The organism is Priestia sp. D51, assembly GCF_053345675.1.
In genome coordinates, this window is the sequence record NZ_JBLTIR010000012.1 from 1 (window position 1) to 16,979 (window position 16,979).

The 16,979-nt window shown below is 38.7% G+C and carries 24 protein-coding genes; 3 read left to right on the forward strand and 21 right to left on the reverse strand.

The genetic code is table 11. The annotated features are described in order from the left end of the window. Window positions 1-294: 294 nt before the first annotated feature. On the reverse strand, window positions 295-519 hold the full coding sequence (locus ACNHOZ_RS25950; RefSeq protein WP_230683562.1) for a hypothetical protein: 225 nt from the start codon (window positions 517-519) through the stop codon (window positions 295-297). Between the two features lie 111 nt (window positions 520-630). Between ACNHOZ_RS25950 and pdaB the strand changes: the two genes are divergently transcribed. Further along, window positions 631-1,395 carry a polysaccharide deacetylase family sporulation protein PdaB gene (gene pdaB, locus ACNHOZ_RS25955; RefSeq protein ID WP_048022290.1) on the forward strand — a complete coding sequence of 255 codons (765 nt, stop codon included), beginning with the start codon at window positions 631-633 and terminating at the stop codon, window positions 1,393-1,395. A 44-nt stretch (window positions 1,396-1,439) separates the two neighbouring features. On the opposite strand, the gene ACNHOZ_RS25960 is transcribed toward pdaB, so the two are convergent. After that, entirely contained in the window at window positions 1,440-2,060 is a 621-nt protein-coding gene (locus ACNHOZ_RS25960) for a KinB-signaling pathway activation protein (protein ID WP_048022292.1), read from the reverse strand. 145 nt (window positions 2,061-2,205) lie between these two features. Between ACNHOZ_RS25960 and gerD the strand changes: the two genes are divergently transcribed. Next, window positions 2,206-2,835 carry a spore germination lipoprotein GerD gene (gene gerD / locus ACNHOZ_RS25965; RefSeq protein ID WP_033580786.1) on the forward strand — a complete coding sequence of 210 codons (630 nt, stop codon included), beginning with the start codon at window positions 2,206-2,208 and terminating at the stop codon, window positions 2,833-2,835. 187 nt (window positions 2,836-3,022) lie between these two features. Then, entirely contained in the window at window positions 3,023-3,931 is a 909-nt protein-coding gene (locus tag ACNHOZ_RS25970) for a LysR family transcriptional regulator (RefSeq protein WP_014462003.1), read from the forward strand. A gap of 38 nt (window positions 3,932-3,969) precedes the next feature. Here the strand turns inward: ACNHOZ_RS25970 and ACNHOZ_RS25975 are convergent, their stop codons facing one another. The 19 genes from ACNHOZ_RS25975 to rplO form a co-directional block, all read right to left on the reverse strand. Further along, the gene (locus ACNHOZ_RS25975; RefSeq protein ID WP_014462004.1) at window positions 3,970-5,043 is read right to left on the reverse strand and encodes an Mrp/NBP35 family ATP-binding protein; all 1,074 of its coding nucleotides are present in this window, start codon (window positions 5,041-5,043) and stop codon (window positions 3,970-3,972) included. 90 nt (window positions 5,044-5,133) lie between these two features. After that, entirely contained in the window at window positions 5,134-5,841 is a 708-nt protein-coding gene (cwlD, locus tag ACNHOZ_RS25980; protein ID WP_014462005.1) for an N-acetylmuramoyl-L-alanine amidase CwlD, read from the reverse strand. Between the two features lie 70 nt (window positions 5,842-5,911). Continuing rightward, a complete protein-coding gene (locus ACNHOZ_RS25985; RefSeq protein ID WP_028412723.1) occupies window positions 5,912-6,334 on the reverse strand; it encodes a DUF2521 family protein in 423 nt (140 codons plus the stop codon). 111 nt (window positions 6,335-6,445) lie between these two features. Then, on the reverse strand, window positions 6,446-6,838 hold the full coding sequence (gene rpsI / locus ACNHOZ_RS25990; protein WP_013054959.1) for a 30S ribosomal protein S9: 393 nt from the start codon (window positions 6,836-6,838) through the stop codon (window positions 6,446-6,448). 22 nt (window positions 6,839-6,860) lie between these two features. Then, a complete protein-coding gene (gene rplM / locus ACNHOZ_RS25995) occupies window positions 6,861-7,298 on the reverse strand; it encodes a 50S ribosomal protein L13 (protein ID WP_013054958.1) in 438 nt (145 codons plus the stop codon). Between the two features lie 156 nt (window positions 7,299-7,454). Next, window positions 7,455-8,195 carry a tRNA pseudouridine(38-40) synthase TruA gene (truA, locus tag ACNHOZ_RS26000; protein ID WP_013054957.1) on the reverse strand — a complete coding sequence of 247 codons (741 nt, stop codon included), beginning with the start codon at window positions 8,193-8,195 and terminating at the stop codon, window positions 7,455-7,457. 18 nt (window positions 8,196-8,213) lie between these two features. Next, a complete protein-coding gene (locus ACNHOZ_RS26005) occupies window positions 8,214-9,011 on the reverse strand; it encodes an energy-coupling factor transporter transmembrane component T family protein (protein ID WP_048022294.1) in 798 nt (265 codons plus the stop codon). After that, window positions 9,008-9,877 carry an energy-coupling factor ABC transporter ATP-binding protein gene (locus ACNHOZ_RS26010; protein WP_034263658.1) on the reverse strand — a complete coding sequence of 290 codons (870 nt, stop codon included), beginning with the start codon at window positions 9,875-9,877 and terminating at the stop codon, window positions 9,008-9,010. The genes ACNHOZ_RS26005 and ACNHOZ_RS26010 overlap by 4 nt, the downstream gene beginning before the upstream one ends. Continuing rightward, the gene (locus ACNHOZ_RS26015; protein ID WP_013054954.1) at window positions 9,853-10,692 is read right to left on the reverse strand and encodes an energy-coupling factor ABC transporter ATP-binding protein; all 840 of its coding nucleotides are present in this window, start codon (window positions 10,690-10,692) and stop codon (window positions 9,853-9,855) included. The genes ACNHOZ_RS26010 and ACNHOZ_RS26015 overlap by 25 nt, the downstream gene beginning before the upstream one ends. 138 nt (window positions 10,693-10,830) lie before the next feature. Further along, window positions 10,831-11,193: a 50S ribosomal protein L17 gene (gene rplQ, locus ACNHOZ_RS26020; protein WP_013054953.1), complete on the reverse strand. Its 363-nt coding sequence runs from the start codon at window positions 11,191-11,193 to the stop codon at window positions 10,831-10,833. 44 nt (window positions 11,194-11,237) lie between these two features. Next, window positions 11,238-12,182: a DNA-directed RNA polymerase subunit alpha gene (locus ACNHOZ_RS26025; RefSeq protein WP_013054952.1), complete on the reverse strand. Its 945-nt coding sequence runs from the start codon at window positions 12,180-12,182 to the stop codon at window positions 11,238-11,240. A 180-nt stretch (window positions 12,183-12,362) separates the two neighbouring features. Beyond that, window positions 12,363-12,752, reverse strand: a complete 390-nt coding sequence (rpsK, locus tag ACNHOZ_RS26030) for a 30S ribosomal protein S11 (protein WP_028412666.1) — start codon at window positions 12,750-12,752, stop codon at window positions 12,363-12,365. Between the two features lie 23 nt (window positions 12,753-12,775). After that, window positions 12,776-13,141, reverse strand: coding sequence for a 30S ribosomal protein S13 (gene rpsM / locus ACNHOZ_RS26035; protein WP_013054950.1), 366 nt, complete (start codon window positions 13,139-13,141; stop codon window positions 12,776-12,778). A 24-nt stretch (window positions 13,142-13,165) separates the two neighbouring features. Then, window positions 13,166-13,279, reverse strand: coding sequence for a 50S ribosomal protein L36 (gene rpmJ, locus ACNHOZ_RS26040; protein WP_003156543.1), 114 nt, complete (start codon window positions 13,277-13,279; stop codon window positions 13,166-13,168). A 37-nt stretch (window positions 13,280-13,316) separates the two neighbouring features. After that, window positions 13,317-13,535, reverse strand: a complete 219-nt coding sequence (gene infA / locus ACNHOZ_RS26045) for a translation initiation factor IF-1 (RefSeq protein WP_010285101.1) — start codon at window positions 13,533-13,535, stop codon at window positions 13,317-13,319. A gap of 235 nt (window positions 13,536-13,770) precedes the next feature. Then, the gene (gene map / locus ACNHOZ_RS26050) at window positions 13,771-14,517 is read right to left on the reverse strand and encodes a type I methionyl aminopeptidase (RefSeq protein ID WP_028412665.1); all 747 of its coding nucleotides are present in this window, start codon (window positions 14,515-14,517) and stop codon (window positions 13,771-13,773) included. Next, a complete protein-coding gene (locus ACNHOZ_RS26055; protein ID WP_013054948.1) occupies window positions 14,514-15,167 on the reverse strand; it encodes an adenylate kinase in 654 nt (217 codons plus the stop codon). Before ACNHOZ_RS26055 ends, map begins: the two co-directional genes overlap by 4 nt. Window positions 15,168-15,233: 66 nt before the next feature. Then, complete coding sequence (gene secY, locus ACNHOZ_RS26060) at window positions 15,234-16,526, reverse strand: preprotein translocase subunit SecY (RefSeq protein WP_013054947.1); 1,293 nt, start codon at window positions 16,524-16,526, stop codon at window positions 15,234-15,236. After that, complete coding sequence (rplO, locus tag ACNHOZ_RS26065; RefSeq protein ID WP_013054946.1) at window positions 16,526-16,966, reverse strand: 50S ribosomal protein L15; 441 nt, start codon at window positions 16,964-16,966, stop codon at window positions 16,526-16,528. The genes secY and rplO overlap by 1 nt, the downstream gene beginning before the upstream one ends. Window positions 16,967-16,979 lie beyond the last annotated feature (13 nt).

Consider the following 16,979-nt stretch of genomic DNA (forward strand, 5'->3'; position numbering starts at 1 on the left):
CGCCAGCGTTCATCCTGAGCCAGGATCAAACTCTCCGAAGAAATGTTTGACTTGCTCATTTAAAAAATAAAAATTAACGTTGACGTTTGTCGCTTTGTTCAGTTTTCAAAGTTCAACCGCCGCTCTTGAGCGACTTTCTTATATTAACAAGTTGTCTTTCATTTGTCAACAACTTTTTAATATTTTATTTCTGATGAATTGCGATTGTTTTCCAATCACTCATCAACGACATTTAATAATTTAACATCTGTGCTGTATAAAAGTCAACACTTTTTGAAAAGTTTTTTTGTTTTATCAAAAAATCTTATTTACTTCCCTGCTTTCGCCGAATCTTAGCAAGATCTTTGAAAGGATTTGATACTTTTCTTGAATGTTTCGTTCAAGAACTACATGATTCAAACTTTGTTGAAAAGCAACGTTTGATCTCTTTATTTCTTCTCTAAGTAGTGCTTCTAACTCTAAACACTCCACCTGATTAAATAAACAAATTTTCATTGATTCACCTGCTTTTTGCGACATTGATTCTCACACATCAAAATAAAATCAGTTGTTCTTTTCCTTACCTGTTATTAATTGTAGACAAAACGCATACAAATTAGACAAGTACTACTTATTAAATGAGGTGACAAAATGAATATGTTTTATACTATTCGAGCCAAAAGAATCAAACAGACCATGCTTATCGTAGTTGCTGCGTTTTTTACAAGTTTTTTTCTCTATGCTCAGCAGACGTTTCACTTTCCCGTGTTTTCAACGGATAACGGTCCAAGAGCTGTTTATAAGGCGGATGATAAAAATCCGGAAGTTGCTCTGACCTTTAACATCAGCTGGGGAGATGAAAGAGCTATTCCCATTCTGAATGAACTAAAAAGACAGCATATTGAACATGCTACTTTCTTTTTATCTGCTTCATGGGCTGAACGTCACCCAGATATTGTAGAGCGCATTAAGAAAGAAGGTCACGAAATTGGCACAATGGGCTATGACTATATTTCTTATACAAGCCTAAAACCTAATGAGATTAGACAGGATCTTGCAAAATCAAAGAAAGTCTTTGATTCTCTAGGCCTTAAAGATGTTCACCTTCTTCGTCCTCCTAACGGGCAATTTAATAAAGACATCTTAAAATTAACAGCAGATATAGGATATACTACTGTTCACTGGAGCATTGATTCTAAAGACTGGACAAATCCAGGGGTTGAAAAAATCGTCTCGAATGTTACAAAGCCTTTAGACGGGGGAGATATTATATTGCTGCACGCGTCTGACTCCGCTCAACAAACAGCAAAGGCTATTCCATATATCAAGAATTCATTACAAAATAAAAAAGTCTCAAACGTAAGTATTTCAACATTAATTTCAAATTCAAAAACCCAAGTAAAAGATATCCGCTAAGATTTATTCCCACTGTATATGGAAAGCAAAAGCAGACAAATATGCTATTTGTCTGCTTTTTCTATTCTTGCGTGCGTAAGAAGTTTCGGCAAAATAAGAAGTTGATACATATTACAAATTAGAAGTGGAAACAACATAAGGTAAAGCCAGCTTTCTTCATTCGTCCGCAGCGCTGGGAACCATTCAATTGTCGTTACAACAATCATAAAAAACAGCGCTGGTACAAAAGCCTCTTTATTCGTCTGCTTTTTCTTTGCATACGCCACTAACAACCCTACCGCTAACAAGAAAACGCTTAACAAAATATACTTACCTATGCCTTCTCCCGCTTGTTGAAAGAACTTATATCGAAAATAAGCAACGTCAAATAATACAAATAAAACAAATACAATTTGAACCGATTTCCAAAGAGATGCAGATTTAAAAATTCCCAACCCAAATCGGTGAATAGTTAAATATGCAAAGAACCCCATTTGGCTAATTAAACTAAAAATAAACCCTACGCCTACGAGCCATGTTAAAACAGCAACAATTTCTCCTATCTTTCCTTGTTGAAATAAGTGACCGTATTCCCCCCAGCGCACCGCAAACCCAACAACAGCTGTACTTATACCCCCAACAGCTAACGTGGTTAGAAATAGACGAACCCAATTTCGACTATTCACTTCCATCTCCCCCATAAGTTACAAAATTGTACCTTTTCATAAATTGTACCAATCACGTTTTGAAAAATCTAGAGCTCTTTTATGAATAAAAAACCTTGATTATCTCATATTAAGCGTAAGCATATTAGGAAAGGAGCTCATTACTATGAAAAAGCGACTCATGCTCCTCATTTATATAGGAATGTGTATGCTTTTAGCTACAGCCTGTGCACCGCAAGATGAAGAGAACAATGGTATGGATTATGATCAAACAAAGAAAATGGTTGTTGATATTTTAAAAACAGATGAAGGAAAAAAAGCAGTCGAGGCAATTATGAAAGACCCTTCTGTTAGACAAGATATTTTAATGGATCAAAACGCGATAAAAGATACAATTTCTCAAACCTTAGTATCAGATAAGGGCGTGGAATTTTGGAAAAAAGCCATGGATGATCCGAAGTTTGCTGAAAGCTTTGCTAAAAGTTTGGAAAAAGAAAATAAGACGGTCATCAAACAACTAATGAAAGATCCTGAATATCAAGGAATGCTTCAAGATGTTTTAAAGGATCCGGCTATGGAAAAAGAAGTACTGACTGTTTTAAAGAGTAAAGAATATCGCACTTATTTACAAAAGATTATGACCGAAACGTTTGATAGCCCTCTTTATCAATCTAAAATTCAAGACATTCTTTTGAAAGCCGCTGAAGAAACACAAGGTGGACAAAAACAAAGCAGCGACGATGGCGGTTCTTCTTCCGCTGGATCTGACTCAGGGGGAGAACAGCAACAGCAGTGATTAAATACGCATCTCACATGAGATGCGTATTTAATTATGTCATTTATTTTTATTAAAAAACCTAAATGACTTCTTTATATTTTTTAATACTTAGTATTTTTATTGGAATTGTAAACTTTAATTCTTAGCTTTATGGTAAAATATTAGAAATTAACACAATCGTTTTATAGCAAAAGGAGGGAATTCGATGGAATTTCGCGTTATTAAAACGTTTCAAACCATTGTTCGTTTAGGAAGCTTTCAATTAGCCGCTGAATATTTAAAGTACTCTCAGCCTACCATTACACTGCACATTCAAAAGTTAGAATCCGAACTAGGATTTAAGCTTTTAGAACGAGGAAAAAGCATTAAACTTACTGAAGCAGGTAAAATCTTTTACGAACGGGCAAATATTTTACTAAAGGAATATGAATATCTAAATAATACCTTAAAGGATTATTCAACAGGCGAAGCTGGCACGATCCGTATAGGTGCTGCAGAGCCTACAGCAAGCAGTCGACTGCCTTCCATTCTCTCATTATTTAAAAAAAGATATCCCAACACAGAAATTAGCTTACTCGTTGCAGACGAAAAGCACCTTCATCAACATATACGCAATCAAGAAATTGATTTCGCGATTGGCACTGTATCAGAATCGTTCAGAGATATAGAGTTTGAGGCATTGCTAACGGAAAAACTTGTGCTGCTACTACCATTCAATCATGCGCTAACAAAAAGAAAAACAATCTTTGCAAAAGATTTAATACACGAAACGCTGATTACAGCTGGGCAATCTTCCGTTCAAAAGAAAATTGAGCAGCTAATCTTTGAACGAACAGGACAGCTGCCTGCTAAAGTCCAGTTAGGCACTATTAGCACACTTCAGCATTTTGTAAAAGAAAACTTAGGAATAGCCGTTGTTCCACAAATAAGCGCAACTCTTCCGCCGGATCAAGTGGTGGTTAAAACGATTCATGACTTACATGAGGGGCCTGCAATCGGCATTTTAAAGCACCAGTCTCACACCGTAAGTACAGCTGGAAAAACATTTTTAGCTCTCTTAAAACAAAACCTCGCATTTGACTTAAAAAAGACGCAGATTGAACTCTCTGTATAATAATAAAAAGCACGCGCTCGAACAGCGCGTGCTTTTTATTATTTTCCTGTTGCTGCTTTTTCATTTTCGCAAATAAATGCAATCTTGCTTGCAATCTCTCCATATATTTGACCTAAACGATGCGATTCGTCGTAAATGGAAGGTGCAAAATCTTCTTCATTCCAATCAGGCTGACTTAACGGAAGCTGTCCTAACAGCTCTGTCTGAAGTTCCTCAGCCAGTTTTGGACCCCCGCCTTTACCAAATACATACTCTTTTTCCCCTGTTAGCTGGCTTTCAAAGTAAGCCATATTTTCTACAACTCCAATGACCTCATGATCGGTTTTCAAAGCCATAGCACCCGCTCTAGCTGCAACAAATGCCGCTGTAGGATGTGGTGTTGTAATAATCACTTCTTTACAAGCAGGAAGCATGGAGTGAACGTCTAATGCGACATCACCTGTTCCTGGGGGTAAGTCTAGTAAAAGATAATCTAATTCTCCCCATTCAACTTCTGTAAAGAAGCTCGTCAACATTTTTCCGAGCATAGGTCCTCGCCAGATAACAGGTGAATTATCTTCTACAAAGAAGCCCATGGAAATAACTTTTACTCCGAAACGATCAACTGGAATAATCTTTTCACCTTCTACTACAGGACGTTGTGTGATTCCCATCATGTCTGGGACGCTGAATCCATAAATGTCAGCATCAATTAAACCAACTTTTTTTCCTAAACGAGCTAGAGAAACGGCTAAGTTAACAGAGACTGTTGATTTACCAACGCCTCCTTTACCGCTGGCAATAGCAATAAATTCAGGTGCATTCGGACTAGTTAGTAAGTTGCCAGTATTCGGCTGCTCAGCTCGGTACTGCTGAAGTTCCTCAGGCGTAAACTCAACAAATCGCAGTCCAACCGACTGTACACCTGCTTTTTTTAATTCTTCTACAATTGTGCCTTGCAGGCTCAACTGTTCACTCGTACCTGTTTTTGCAACAGCAATCTTCAGGCTTATATGCTGTTTTTCAGCTTTGATTGTTATTTCTTTAATCGCATCTGTTTCTGATAGTTTTTTATTTAAAAATGGATCTGTAATTTCCCCTACTACTTCTTTTACTTGCTTTTCCGTTAGCATACTCCCACCACCATGTTAAAATCTATTTATTTATACTATCAAGTATATCATACATATTAGATTTTTCTGAATAGAAGGGTGCTATGCTTTTTATTTAGGCTTTTCTCCAGTAAAATACCGGCTGACTCCTTCATAAATGGATTCAGCTAACTTTTTTTGATAGCGTTTCGATTGAAGCATTTTACGTTCTGTAGGATTTGACAAGAATCCTACTTCAACCAAAGCACCGGGTGGCTTAGAATGCTTAAGAAGGTAAAGAGTTTGAATAGCTTTTGCTTCACGGGTCGTATTGTCCAGATTATTTCTTAGCTCTTGTTGAATGAGTTTGGCCACTTGCTCGTTTTCTTTTAGGGATCCGTAATAGAAAGTTTGAGCCCCTCTCCACGCAGAGGATGGAATAGCATTCAAGTGAATACTTAAGTACAAATCAGCGTTGGATTTATTAATCATCGTTAAGCGATTTTTTAAGTCTTCTACTTTTCTGCGACTGTATCCTCTTGTATCTTTGGCCGCTAGGTCTTCGTCTTTTTCTCTCGTCATAATAACAAGTGCCCCTTGCTCTTGCAGATAGTCTCGAAGCATTAACGAAATTTTAAGAGTTATTTCTTTTTCAAGCACCTCATCCTCTCCTACCGCTCCTCCATCAACACCGCCATGTCCAGGATCTAGTACAATAACTTTCCCGCTAAGAGGAAGTGAAAGCGAACCGGATGATGTTCTATGATCTATTTGATATTGTACAATGACAAAAAGAACGAGAAGCGCTATAATTGTGCTCATTATTTTTACTTTAGACATTTTATCCCTTCCCTTCTTGCCTCACCTATTTATTTCTATATGGGACAAGAACGGGAATTATGAGTACTTTTTAATGCAAACGTAAACGGCGTCTTTTTTCTGCGGTTCGATAACCTTCTTTCCACCAGTCTTGCACATATCCTTGACACAAATAATACAGACCATCTTGATAAAGATCTGTTACAGACATGCTAACGGCTCCGTACAATGTATCAATTAAAAGAGACTCTTCTTGCTTACTGTGCTTCTGAACATCTTCGTAGCCTTTACCACGTTTACTCACCCGGGCACCTAATAAAAATGATTCGATAGCAATGTCAAGACAGTACTCCTCCACATGTTCGTCTCCTAGCATATTCCACTGAAACATTGGATGAAAATAACGGCGCAGCCTCTCTTGAAGCAAATCAAACGATAGTTCCCTTAGGACTTTGCGTTCATATTTCATTTCTTTTTCATAACGTTTTTCTTTTAAATATGTAACCTCGTTCACGATAACGCCTCCCTTTTTTACATATTGTCTGCACAAGCCTTCGTCTCATACGCAAACAACAAATAAAAAAAGCCTTGGTCCAAAGACCAAGGCTTGAAACGTAATATAAAATTAACGTTTTGAGAATTGTGGTGCACGACGAGCGCCTTTAAGACCGTATTTTTTACGTTCTTTCGCACGAGCGTCACGAGTTAATAGACCAGCACGTTTTAATGTTCCACGGTATTCAGGGTCTGCTTCTAATAAAGCACGAGAGATTCCGTGACGAATAGCGCCAGCTTGACCTGCATAACCTCCACCATTAACGTTTACAAATACGTCATAGTTACCTACAGTTTCAGTTAAAGCAAGTGGTTGTTTTACTACTTCACGTAGTGCAGCAAATGGAATGTATTCTTCGATTTCACGACCGTTGATTGTTACGCGACCGTTACCTGGTACTAAACGTACACGAGCAACAGAGCTTTTACGACGACCAGTTCCGTAATATTGTACCTGTGCCAAGATAATAACCTCCTCTTATTAATTATCCGCGAAGTTCGTAAACTTCTGGTTTTTGTGCTTCATGTGGATGTGTTTCACCAGCATACACATGTAATTTTTTGAACATTTGACGGCCTAGGCTACCTTTTGGAAGCATGCCTTTGATTCCTAATTCAAGCATTTTCTCAGAGTAGTTAGTACGCATTTCTAATGCTGTACGTTGTTTCAAACCACCTGGGTGCATGCTGTGACGGTAATAAATTTTATCAGTTAATTTTTTACCTGTTAATTCGATTTTTGACGCATTGATAAGGATCACGTGATCACCAGTATCAACATGTGGTGTAAAAGTTGGTTTATGTTTACCGCGTAAGATTGATGCTACTTCACTTGCTAAACGACCTAAAGTTTTACCTTCAGCATCGACAACATACCATTTACGCTCTACTTCGTTTGCTTTCGCCATGAAAGTTGTACGCATGAGTTTCCCTCCTAATTTTCATCATCAATTATAAAATTATTTCAACCTTCTATTTCAACACGATTAATTTCCGGGGCTAACCGTGGGGTTAAAATACATACCATATGATATATTATATCTTTAAGCTACTAATGTCAAGAAAATGTTACACCAGGTTTAGTTGTCATAGAAAACGCGCCATAAATATAGTCCTTGCGAAGGCGCAGTTTTCCCTGCACGAGGACGTGATTTGCTTTCTAGAATATCTTTTATAGCATCTGGTTCAATACGGCCTTGTCCTACTTCTAAAAGCGTTCCAACAAGAATACGAACCATATTATACAGAAAGCCACTTCCAACGAATCTAAACACAAGCTGACTATTCTCTTCATACATATCAATCTTGTAAATCGTACGAATCTTATCTTCCACTTCTGTCCTCGCTGAACAAAAGCTTGTAAAGTCGTGTGTACCGAGTAAATATGTGATGGCTTTTTTCATTTTTGAGTAGTCTAATGGATAAGGGTAATGGTATGCATAAGAACGAGTGAAAGGATTTCGATCTTCGCCGCGCAAAATATGATAGCGATACTCTTTTGAAGTAACGTCATACCGGGCGTGAAAATGTGCATCAACTTCACATACATTCTTCATTACAATATCATCTGGTAGCATTGAATTCAATGCTTTTTTCCACTTATCACATGGAATATTTAGGTTTGTGTCAAAATGAATGACTTGCCCCTGTGCATGAACATTTGTGTCCGTTCGTCCAGAGGCGTAAATCGGAACTTTTTTGTTATGCATTTTCTCTAAAACGGCTTCAATCTCCAGTTGAACTGTTCGCTTATTGGGCTGAACTTGATAACCTGAAAAGTGTGTGCCGTCGTATGCAACTATACATTTTAAACGTTTCATCTTTTCACCAAACAATCTTTACGTTCTAATCAGCACTAAAACAACTGCTACTGCCAGCAGAAGTAAAAGCATAATTGTATCTATGCTTCCCCATTTTAATTGACGATACTTTGTACGCCCTTCTCCGCCTTTATATCCTCTTGCCTCCATGGCAATAGCTAGCTCTTCAGCACGCTTAAATGAACCTATAAATAAAGGAACAAGCAAAGGAACGACAGCTTTCAACCGATCCGTAACGGGACCGCTGCTAAAGTCCACTCCTCGTGCTGTCTGCGCTTTAATAATTTTATCTGTCTCTTCCATCAATGTAGGAATAAAGCGAAGAGAAATGGACATCATTAAAGCTAATTCATGAACAGGAAGCTTGAGCTTTTTAAATGGATTCAACAAGCTTTCCATTCCATCTGTTACTTCAATGGGCGTAGTCGTTAACGTTAGCATCGTCGTAATTAAAATTAAGAACAAGAAGCGCAAGGAAATTAAAACACCTTGAATAAGGCCGCCTTTATAGACAGAAAACCATCCCCATTCAAACAAAAGAGAACCTTCCTTCGTCATAAAAATGTGCAAAAGAAACGTGATGATAATAATAAATAGAACGGGCTTTAACCCTCTTAAAATAAAGGAAACGGGCACTTTACTCATGGCCACTATCACAAGGGTATACACACCTAAAAAAGCATAGCCGATAGGGTTATTTGCTAAAAACACAATTAATACATACGCAAATACGAGAAGCAGCTTGGCCCGAGGATCCATTCGATGGACAACAGAATGACCCGGGACATACTTACCAATAATGATTGAGTCCATCATATTCGTTCACCTTGCTGCATAAGGTGCTGCACTTTCTCTACCACTTCAGAAAAGGTAATAACCGTATCCGATGCTTCAAGCTGAAATTTCTCTTGCAGCTTCAGCATAAAGCGAAGCGATTCTGGAACATCCAATCCATATTCTTTTAGCTGCGTATGCTGACCGAAAACTTCTCTAGGTGACCCTTTCATCGCAATCGTTCCTTTATTCATTACAATTAGCTCATCAGCGTACATAGCTGCATCTTCCATGCTGTGAGTCACGAGAATCGTCGTCAAGCCTTTTTCTTTATGAAGACGATAAATCATATTCATAATTTCTTGACGGCCTCTAGGGTCCAATCCAGCAGTTGGCTCATCTAAAATTAGCACATTAGGATTCATCGCTAGAATACCTGCTATCGCTACACGACGCATTTGTCCACCACTCAAATCAAAAGGAGATCTGGTGAGAATGTCTTCTGGCAACCCCACTAACTTGATAAGCTCTCGTGCTTTTTGCTTTGCTTCTTCTTCCGAAACGCCATAATTCATTGGTCCAAAAGCTATATCTTTTTCCACCGTTTCTTCAAAAAGCTGATGTTCTGGAAATTGAAACACCACGCCTACTTGCTGACGAATAGCTTTTAAATTCTTTTCTTTTCGATTGGCTTTAATAGTGCGCTCACCGATTTGAATTTCACCAGCAGTTGGCTTCAATAAGGCATTCAGATGCTGTATGATTGTTGATTTCCCAGAACCAGTATGGCCAATAACAGCCAAAAATGTACCTGATTGAATGCTTAAATTTAAGTCATGCAGAGCAATTCGTTCAAATGGTGTATTAACTTGATAACGATGCTCTACTTCTTTGAATATAATGTCCATAGTTCGTCCACCAAGTCCTCATCTGTTAAATGAATTTTTGATAAAGGAATTCCTACGGAAGCAAAACGATGGCTTAGTTTAACGGAAAACGGCAAGTCTAGTCCAATATCCGTTAACTTGGAACCTAATGCAAATACTTCGCGTGGAGTACCTGTTGCATAGATCTTCCCTTTGTTCATCACAACGACTCTGTCAGCCATTGCTACTTCATCTAAATCGTGGGTAATTGAAATAACCGTCAGTTGTTTTTCTTCTTTTAATTTTCTAACAGTTTCAAGTACTTCAGTTCGTCCAATAGGATCTAACATAGATGTTGCTTCATCTAGAATAATAACAGATGGCTGTACGGCAATTATACCCGCAATGGCCACACGCTGTTTTTGTCCACCTGATAGCTGATGAGGCTCTTGATCCAGAAAAGCACTCATATTGACCATTTCGATTGCTTCAGGTATACGTTTTTCCATAATTTCAAATGGAATCCCGTTGTTTTCAAGCCCAAACGCAATATCATCTTGAACGGTTGAGCCAACAAATTGATTATCTGGGTTTTGAAACACCATTCCAATCTGCTTGCGCACATCCCATATTGTTTCTTCAGATAAAAGAGTATCGCCCACTCGAACCGTTCCTTTTTCAGGTAGCAAAAGGCCGTTTAGAATTCGTGCCAGCGTCGATTTCCCAGATCCATTATGTCCAGCTATCGCTAACCATTCACCTTTATAAGCAGAGAGAGAAAGGTGATCTAATGTTAGGTCTGCTTCAGGATCGTATCGAAAGCATAAATCTTTTACCTCTAAAGACATTTCTTTCAACGCTATCTTCCTCTCAGCTTTTTCTATTGCAGCATTGCCTACATTGGTTTTTTACGCTATTTACCCGGTTTAAGGTATAAAAAAAGGGCAACGACTAGTTACACACTGTCTCGCCCTTTTCTATCTGTATTAAAAATATTAAACTAATTCAATGATAACCATTGGAGCACCGTCACCACGGCGAGGTCCAACTTTTAAGATACGAGTGTAACCGCCTTGGCGATCTTCGTAGCGAGTAGCGATATCGCTGAATAGTTTTTGTAAAGCGCTTTGACCAGCTTCCTCGTTAGCTACTTCATTACGGATGTAAGATGCAGCTTGACGACGAGCGTGTAGATCTCCACGTTTACCTAAAGTAATCATTTTTTCAACAGTTGAACGTAATTCTTTTGCACGAGCTTCAGTTGTCTCAATGCGTTCACTGATGATTAAATCAGTTGTTAAATCACGAAGAAGCGCCTTGCGTTGTGCGCTTGTACGACCTAATTTACGGTAAGACATGTGAGGTCCCCTCCTTTGTTAAGTAGTTAAACAGGTAGATATAATCAGTCGTCCTTACGTAGACCCAAACCTAATTCTTCAAGTTTAGCTTTAACTTCTTCTAAAGATTTACGGCCTAAGTTACGAACTTTCATCATATCTTCTTCTGTTTTATTAGCAAGCTCTTGTACAGTATTGATGCCTGCTCGTTTTAAGCAGTTGTAAGAACGAACAGATAAATCCAGTTCCTCGATCGTCATCTCTAGAACTTTTTCTTTCTGGTCTTCTTCTTTTTCTACCATGATCTCTGCTTTTTGAGCTTCATCTGTTAAGTTAACGAAGATATTTAAGTGTTCTGTTAGAATCTTTGCACCTAAAGCAACAGCTTTTTCTGGCTCGATGCTACCGTCAGTCCAAACATCCAACGTTAACTTATCGTAATTTGTCATTTGACCAACACGAGTATTTTCTACATAATACGATACGCGAGTAACAGGCGTATAGATTGAGTCAATTGGAAGTACACCAATTGGTTGGTCTTCACGCTTGTTAGCATCGGCAGGATTATAACCTCGACCTGTGCGAGCAGTAAGTCTCATACGGAAATGAGCATCTGACTCAAGTGTTGCAATATGAAGATCCGGATTTAGAACTTCGATATCACTGTCTGCTTGAATGTCAGCAGCCGTTACTGTACCAGGACCTTTAACATCGATCTCAAGTGTTTTCTCTTCATCAGAGTAAATCTTTAACGCTAACTTTTTAACGTTTAAAATGATGTTTGTTACATCTTCAACAACTCCAGGAACTGTTGAAAATTCATGTAATACACCTTCAATTTGAATAGATGTTACAGCTGCACCAGGGAGTGAGGATAATAGGATACGACGTAAGGAGTTACCCAAAGTAGTACCATATCCACGCTCAAGTGGTTCGACGACGAATTTACCGTACTTTCTATCATCGCTGATTTCTACCGTTTCGATTTTTGGCTTTTCAATCTCTATCAATATAAACCCTCCTTCAAAACGTCGAAACCTCGGCTAGACGGCTGATTTCTCAAATGCCTAACCGAAATTCCCTATTAGACAGTTCCCGAATGTGCACAACAAATGGAAAACATTTCGTTGCATGAATAAATTCTACACCATCATCATTATAGACAACGAAATAGAATCTATACATATTAATTATACACGACGACGTTTTGGTGGGCGGCATCCGTTGTGAGGTACAGGAGTAACATCTCTAATAGCTGTTACTTCTAAACCTGCAGCTTGAAGAGCACGGATAGCTGCTTCACGACCAGCACCAGGGCCTTTAACTGTAACTTCAAGAGTTTTCATTCCGTTATCCATAGAAACTTTTGCAGCAGCTTCAGCAGCCATTTGCGCAGCAAATGGAGTGGATTTACGAGAACCTCTGAAGCCAAGTGCGCCTGCACTAGACCAAGCAATCGCATTACCGTGAACATCTGTAATTGTTACAATAGTGTTATTAAACGTTGAGCGAATATGAGCTACACCAGCTTCAATATTCTTTTTCACGCGACGTTTACGTGTATTAGTTTTACGTGCCATCTGTTAATGACCTCCCTTACTAATTATTTCTTCTTGTTCGCTACAGTACGGCGTGGGCCTTTACGTGTACGAGCATTGTTTTTACTGTTTTGACCACGAACTGGTAAACTACGACGGTGGCGGATACCACGGTATGAACCAATCTCAATTAAACGTTTGATGTTTAAAGAAACTTCACGACGAAGATCGCCTTCTACTTTATAGCTATCTAAAATATCACGAATTTTACCTAATTCTTCTTCTGTTAAGTCACGAACGCGAGTATCTTCAGAAACTCCAGCTTCAGCTAGAACTTTTTCAGCAGTTGGACGACCAATACCGAAAATGTATGTTAATGAAATTACTACACGCTTGTCACGAGGAATATCAACACCAGCAATACGTGCCATATGAATAGTGCACCTCCTTATTGATTAACCTTGTTTTTGTTTATGCTTAGGGTTTTCACAAATTACCATTACTTTACCTTTTCTACGGATAACTTTACATTTTTCGCAGATTGGTTTAACTGATGGTCTGACTTTCATGTTTCATACCTCCTTGATAGTACGGAGTGCATAGGTTTTATTTGAAACGGTACGTAATTCTACCGCGAGTTAAATCGTATGGTGACAATTCTACAGTTACTTTATCACCAGGTAAGATTCGAATGAAATGCATGCGAATTTTTCCTGATACGTGAGCAAGTACTGTATGACCATTTTCTAATTCTACCTTGAACATAGCGTTAGGTAAAGTCTCAGCAACTGTACCTTCAACTTCAATTACATCGTCTTTTGCCATTAAAGTGCTCTCCTTTCTTTGAAACAGTAACAAGCTATCATTAAACGACTTAAAAAGAACCTGTTCTGAACATCCGGAGATCGTAATCATTAAATTCAAGATGATTGACGCTAATATACATCTTTACCATTTTAACAGCAATTCAGACGAAAAACGATCATCGTGAATTTAGATAATTACTGTTTACTGTCCAGTGCATCTAGCGAGGAATGGATAGAGATAACATCCTTTAACATTACAATGCTGTCAGAATTTCATATCCCGTCTCAGTAATTGCAATAGTATGTTCGAAGTGCGCACACATTTTACCATCCACTGTCACAACTGTCCAGTTATCAGGTAATGTTTTTACATATCGCATACCAGCATTCACCATTGGCTCAACTGCCAATACCATGCCTGGACGTAGACGCGGTCCTTTATTCGGTGGACCATAATGAGGTACTTGCGGATCTTCATGTAAGTCTTTGCCGACACCATGGCCAACATATTCTCTTACAATCGAAAAGTTACGTGATTCTGCGTACTGTTGAATAGCATGTGAAATATTCGACAAACGCTCACCCGGCTTCGCTTCTGCTAATCCTTTGTAGAGAGATTGCTCAGTCACATCAAGCAGCTCTTGATTTTCTAATGAAATCTTTCCTACTCCATATGTCCAAGCTGAGTCACCATGATAGCCACCGAATTTAGCTCCGATGTCCAAACTGATGATATCCCCTTCATTAAGCTTGCGTTCTCCCGGAATACCATGAACTAATTCTTCATTCACAGAAGCACATACACTGCCGCGAAAACCATTATACCCTTTAAAAGACGGAATTGCATCATGTTGACGAATAAAATTTTCAGCAATTGCATCCAATTCTATAGTCGTTATACCTGGAACGATATGTTTTTTCAACTCTTGATGAGTTAAAGCCACGATTCGTCCAGCTTCACGCATGACCTCAATTTCCTCTGGTGTCTTGCAAATGATCATTGCTTAACCCCAGCAAGTAATTGACGAACATCCTCAAACACAATGTTAATATCTTGATTACCATTAATATTGCGTAGATAACCTTTTTCTTGATAGAAATCAAGTAGAGGTTGAGATTGTTTAACATTAACTGAAAGTCTAGTTGAAACCGTCTCAGCATTGTCATCTGCACGTTGATAAAGCTCTCCGCCACATTTGTCACAAACTCCTTCTTTCGCAGGAGGATTGAATACTAAGTGGTAAGTAGCTCCGCAATCTTTACAAATGCGGCGTCCAGTAAGACGCTCCATTAAAATGCTTTGATCTACATCAATATTAATCACATAATCAATTTGCTTGTTTAGTTCTTTTGTAATTGTTTCAAGAGCTTCTGCTTGGGCTACTGTTCTCGGGAAGCCATCAAGTAAAAAGCCGTTTTCACAATCTTGTTTGTTTAAACGCTCGCGCACAATTCCAATTGTTACTTCATCAGGAACAAGGTTACCTTGGTCCATAAATGATTTAGCTTTTAAACCTAGTTGCGTTCCTTCTTTAATTGCAGCTCGGAACATATCTCCTGTTGAGATATGAGGGATATCGTAATGCTCAACGATTTTTTCTGCTTGAGTACCTTTCCCAGCACCAGGAAGGCCCATTAACACTAAATTCATTTCTTGCTTCCCCCTCAGTATCTTATCCGTTTAATGGGAAAGCAGCCTGCCTCCCACTAAACAGCTTTACTTAATAAATCCCTTATAATGGCGTTTCACTAATTGACTCTCAAGCTGTTTCATTGTCTCAAGAGCTACACCGACAACAATTAACAAACTAGTACCGCCGATCTGAGCAGATGAGGGTAGGTTTGCAATTTTGATGAACAGAACCGGCAACACAGCAATTAACGCAAGGAATATCGAACCGATTAATGTCAGACGATATAACACTTTCGTTAAATAAGCTTGTGTGCTTTTACCAGGACGAATGCCTGGGATGTAGCCACCTTGCTTTTTCAAGTTCTCTGCTACTTGTTCAGGGTTAACTTGAACAAATGTATAGAAGTAACAAAAAGCAATGATTAACGCTACATACACTATCATACCAATTGGCTTAGTATAGTCAAATGTATTCTGAATCCACGTCGTTACATCATTTGGACCGAAAAATGATGCAATTGTTGGTGGTGTGATAATAAATGAAACTGCAAAGATAACAGGAATAACCCCAGCAGCATTTACTTTTAACGGTAAATGAGTGGATTGACCTCCAACAGGATTACGACCAGCTGAACCCTTTGCATATTGAATAGGAATTTTTCGTAGCGCTTGTTGGAAGTAAATAACCCCAACAATAATAGCTAAAACTGCAATCGCAATTAAAACTACCGTTACGATACGAATGAATAATTGATCCCCAACGTCTTCAAATTGCTGTGCATAAATTTGATTTAATGTTGTCGGAATACCAGCTGCAATCCCAGCAAAGATAATGATAGAAATACCATTACCTACGCCTTTTGCAGTAATCTGTTCTCCTAACCACATTAAGAAGGCAGTACCTGCCGTTAACACTGTAGCAATTAGAAGATACGTAGAAATTCCTGGATTAGCGATCAATTGTCCGCCCGAAATATTGTTGAATCCTATAGACATACCTAAAGCCTGGATAAATCCAAGCACAATTGTTCCATAACGAGTTACTTGAGCTAATTTACGGCGCCCAACATCTCCCTGCTTTGACCATTCTGTAAACTTAGGTACAACATCCATCTGCAATAATTGGACGATGATGGATGCTGTAATATAAGGCATAATGCCCATAGCAAGAATGGAAAAGTTTTTTAACGCGCCGCCGCCAAATGTATTCAGAACTCCGAATACATTTAACCCATCTTGCAATTTTAGTACATCCGTATTAACACTTGGTACAGGAATAAATGTACCAATTCGGAAGACAATTAACATTAACAAAGTGAAAAAGATTTTTTGTCTTATTTCACGCACGCGCATTAAATTGGAGATTGTTTGAAACATTAGATCACCTCAACTGTACCGCCAGCAGCTTCGATAGCTTCTTTAGCAGTTGAAGAGAATTTAGCAGCTTTAACAGTTAGCTTAGAGTTTAATGTACCGTTTCCTAGTACTTTAACGCCAGCTTTTGCTTTGCTTACTAAACCAGTTTCGATTAATAATTCTGGTGTTACTTCAGTTCCATCTTCAAAACGGTTAAGAGCTTCTAAATTAACGATCGCGTATTCTTTGCGATTGATATTAGTGAACCCACGTTTTGGAAGACGACGGAATAAAGGAGTTTGACCACCTTCGAAGCCAGGTCTTACGCCACCGCCAGAGCGAGCGTTTTGCCCTTTGTGACCTTTACCTGAAGTCTTTCCGTTACCTGAACCAGTACCACGACCTACACGGTTACGTACTTTACGTGAACCTTCAGCTGGTTTCAATTCATGAAGTTTCATTCCGGAGCACCTC

Excerpts from the sequence above, each read along its gene's own strand:
- rplQ (WP_013054953.1), bottom strand. The coding sequence starts at position 11,193 with ATGTCTTACCGTAAATTAGGTCGTACAAGCGCACAACGCAAGGCGCTT.
- ACNHOZ_RS25950 (WP_230683562.1), bottom strand. The coding sequence starts at position 519 with ATGTCGCAAAAAGCAGGTGAATCAATGAAAATTTGTTTATTTAATCAG.
- rplO (WP_013054946.1), bottom strand. The coding sequence starts at position 16,966 with ATGAAACTTCATGAATTGAAACCAGCTGAAGGTTCACGTAAAGTACGT.
- truA (WP_013054957.1), bottom strand. The coding sequence starts at position 8,195 with ATGAAACGTTTAAAATGTATAGTTGCATACGACGGCACACACTTTTCA.
- rpmJ (WP_003156543.1), bottom strand. The coding sequence starts at position 13,279 with ATGAAAGTCAGACCATCAGTTAAACCAATCTGCGAAAAATGTAAAGTT.
- cwlD (WP_014462005.1), bottom strand. The coding sequence starts at position 5,841 with ATGTCTAAAGTAAAAATAATGAGCACAATTATAGCGCTTCTCGTTCTT.
- gerD (WP_033580786.1), top strand. The coding sequence starts at position 2,206 with ATGAAAAAGCGACTCATGCTCCTCATTTATATAGGAATGTGTATGCTT.
- map (WP_028412665.1), bottom strand. The coding sequence starts at position 14,517 with ATGATCATTTGCAAGACACCAGAGGAAATTGAGGTCATGCGTGAAGCT.
- rpsM (WP_013054950.1), bottom strand. The coding sequence starts at position 13,141 with ATGGCACGTATTGCTGGTGTTGATATTCCTCGTGACAAGCGTGTAGTA.
- ACNHOZ_RS25970 (WP_014462003.1), top strand. The coding sequence starts at position 3,023 with ATGGAATTTCGCGTTATTAAAACGTTTCAAACCATTGTTCGTTTAGGA.
- ACNHOZ_RS26010 (WP_034263658.1), bottom strand. The coding sequence starts at position 9,877 with ATGGACATTATATTCAAAGAAGTAGAGCATCGTTATCAAGTTAATACA.
- pdaB (WP_048022290.1), top strand. The coding sequence starts at position 631 with ATGAATATGTTTTATACTATTCGAGCCAAAAGAATCAAACAGACCATG.
- ACNHOZ_RS25975 (WP_014462004.1), bottom strand. The coding sequence starts at position 5,043 with ATGCTAACGGAAAAGCAAGTAAAAGAAGTAGTAGGGGAAATTACAGAT.
- rpsK (WP_028412666.1), bottom strand. The coding sequence starts at position 12,752 with ATGGCACGTAAAACTAATACACGTAAACGTCGCGTGAAAAAGAATATT.
- rplM (WP_013054958.1), bottom strand. The coding sequence starts at position 7,298 with ATGCGTACAACTTTCATGGCGAAAGCAAACGAAGTAGAGCGTAAATGG.
- infA (WP_010285101.1), bottom strand. The coding sequence starts at position 13,535 with ATGGCAAAAGACGATGTAATTGAAGTTGAAGGTACAGTTGCTGAGACT.
- ACNHOZ_RS26005 (WP_048022294.1), bottom strand. The coding sequence starts at position 9,011 with ATGATGGACTCAATCATTATTGGTAAGTATGTCCCGGGTCATTCTGTT.
- secY (WP_013054947.1), bottom strand. The coding sequence starts at position 16,526 with ATGTTTCAAACAATCTCCAATTTAATGCGCGTGCGTGAAATAAGACAA.
- ACNHOZ_RS26055 (WP_013054948.1), bottom strand. The coding sequence starts at position 15,167 with ATGAATTTAGTGTTAATGGGCCTTCCTGGTGCTGGGAAAGGTACTCAA.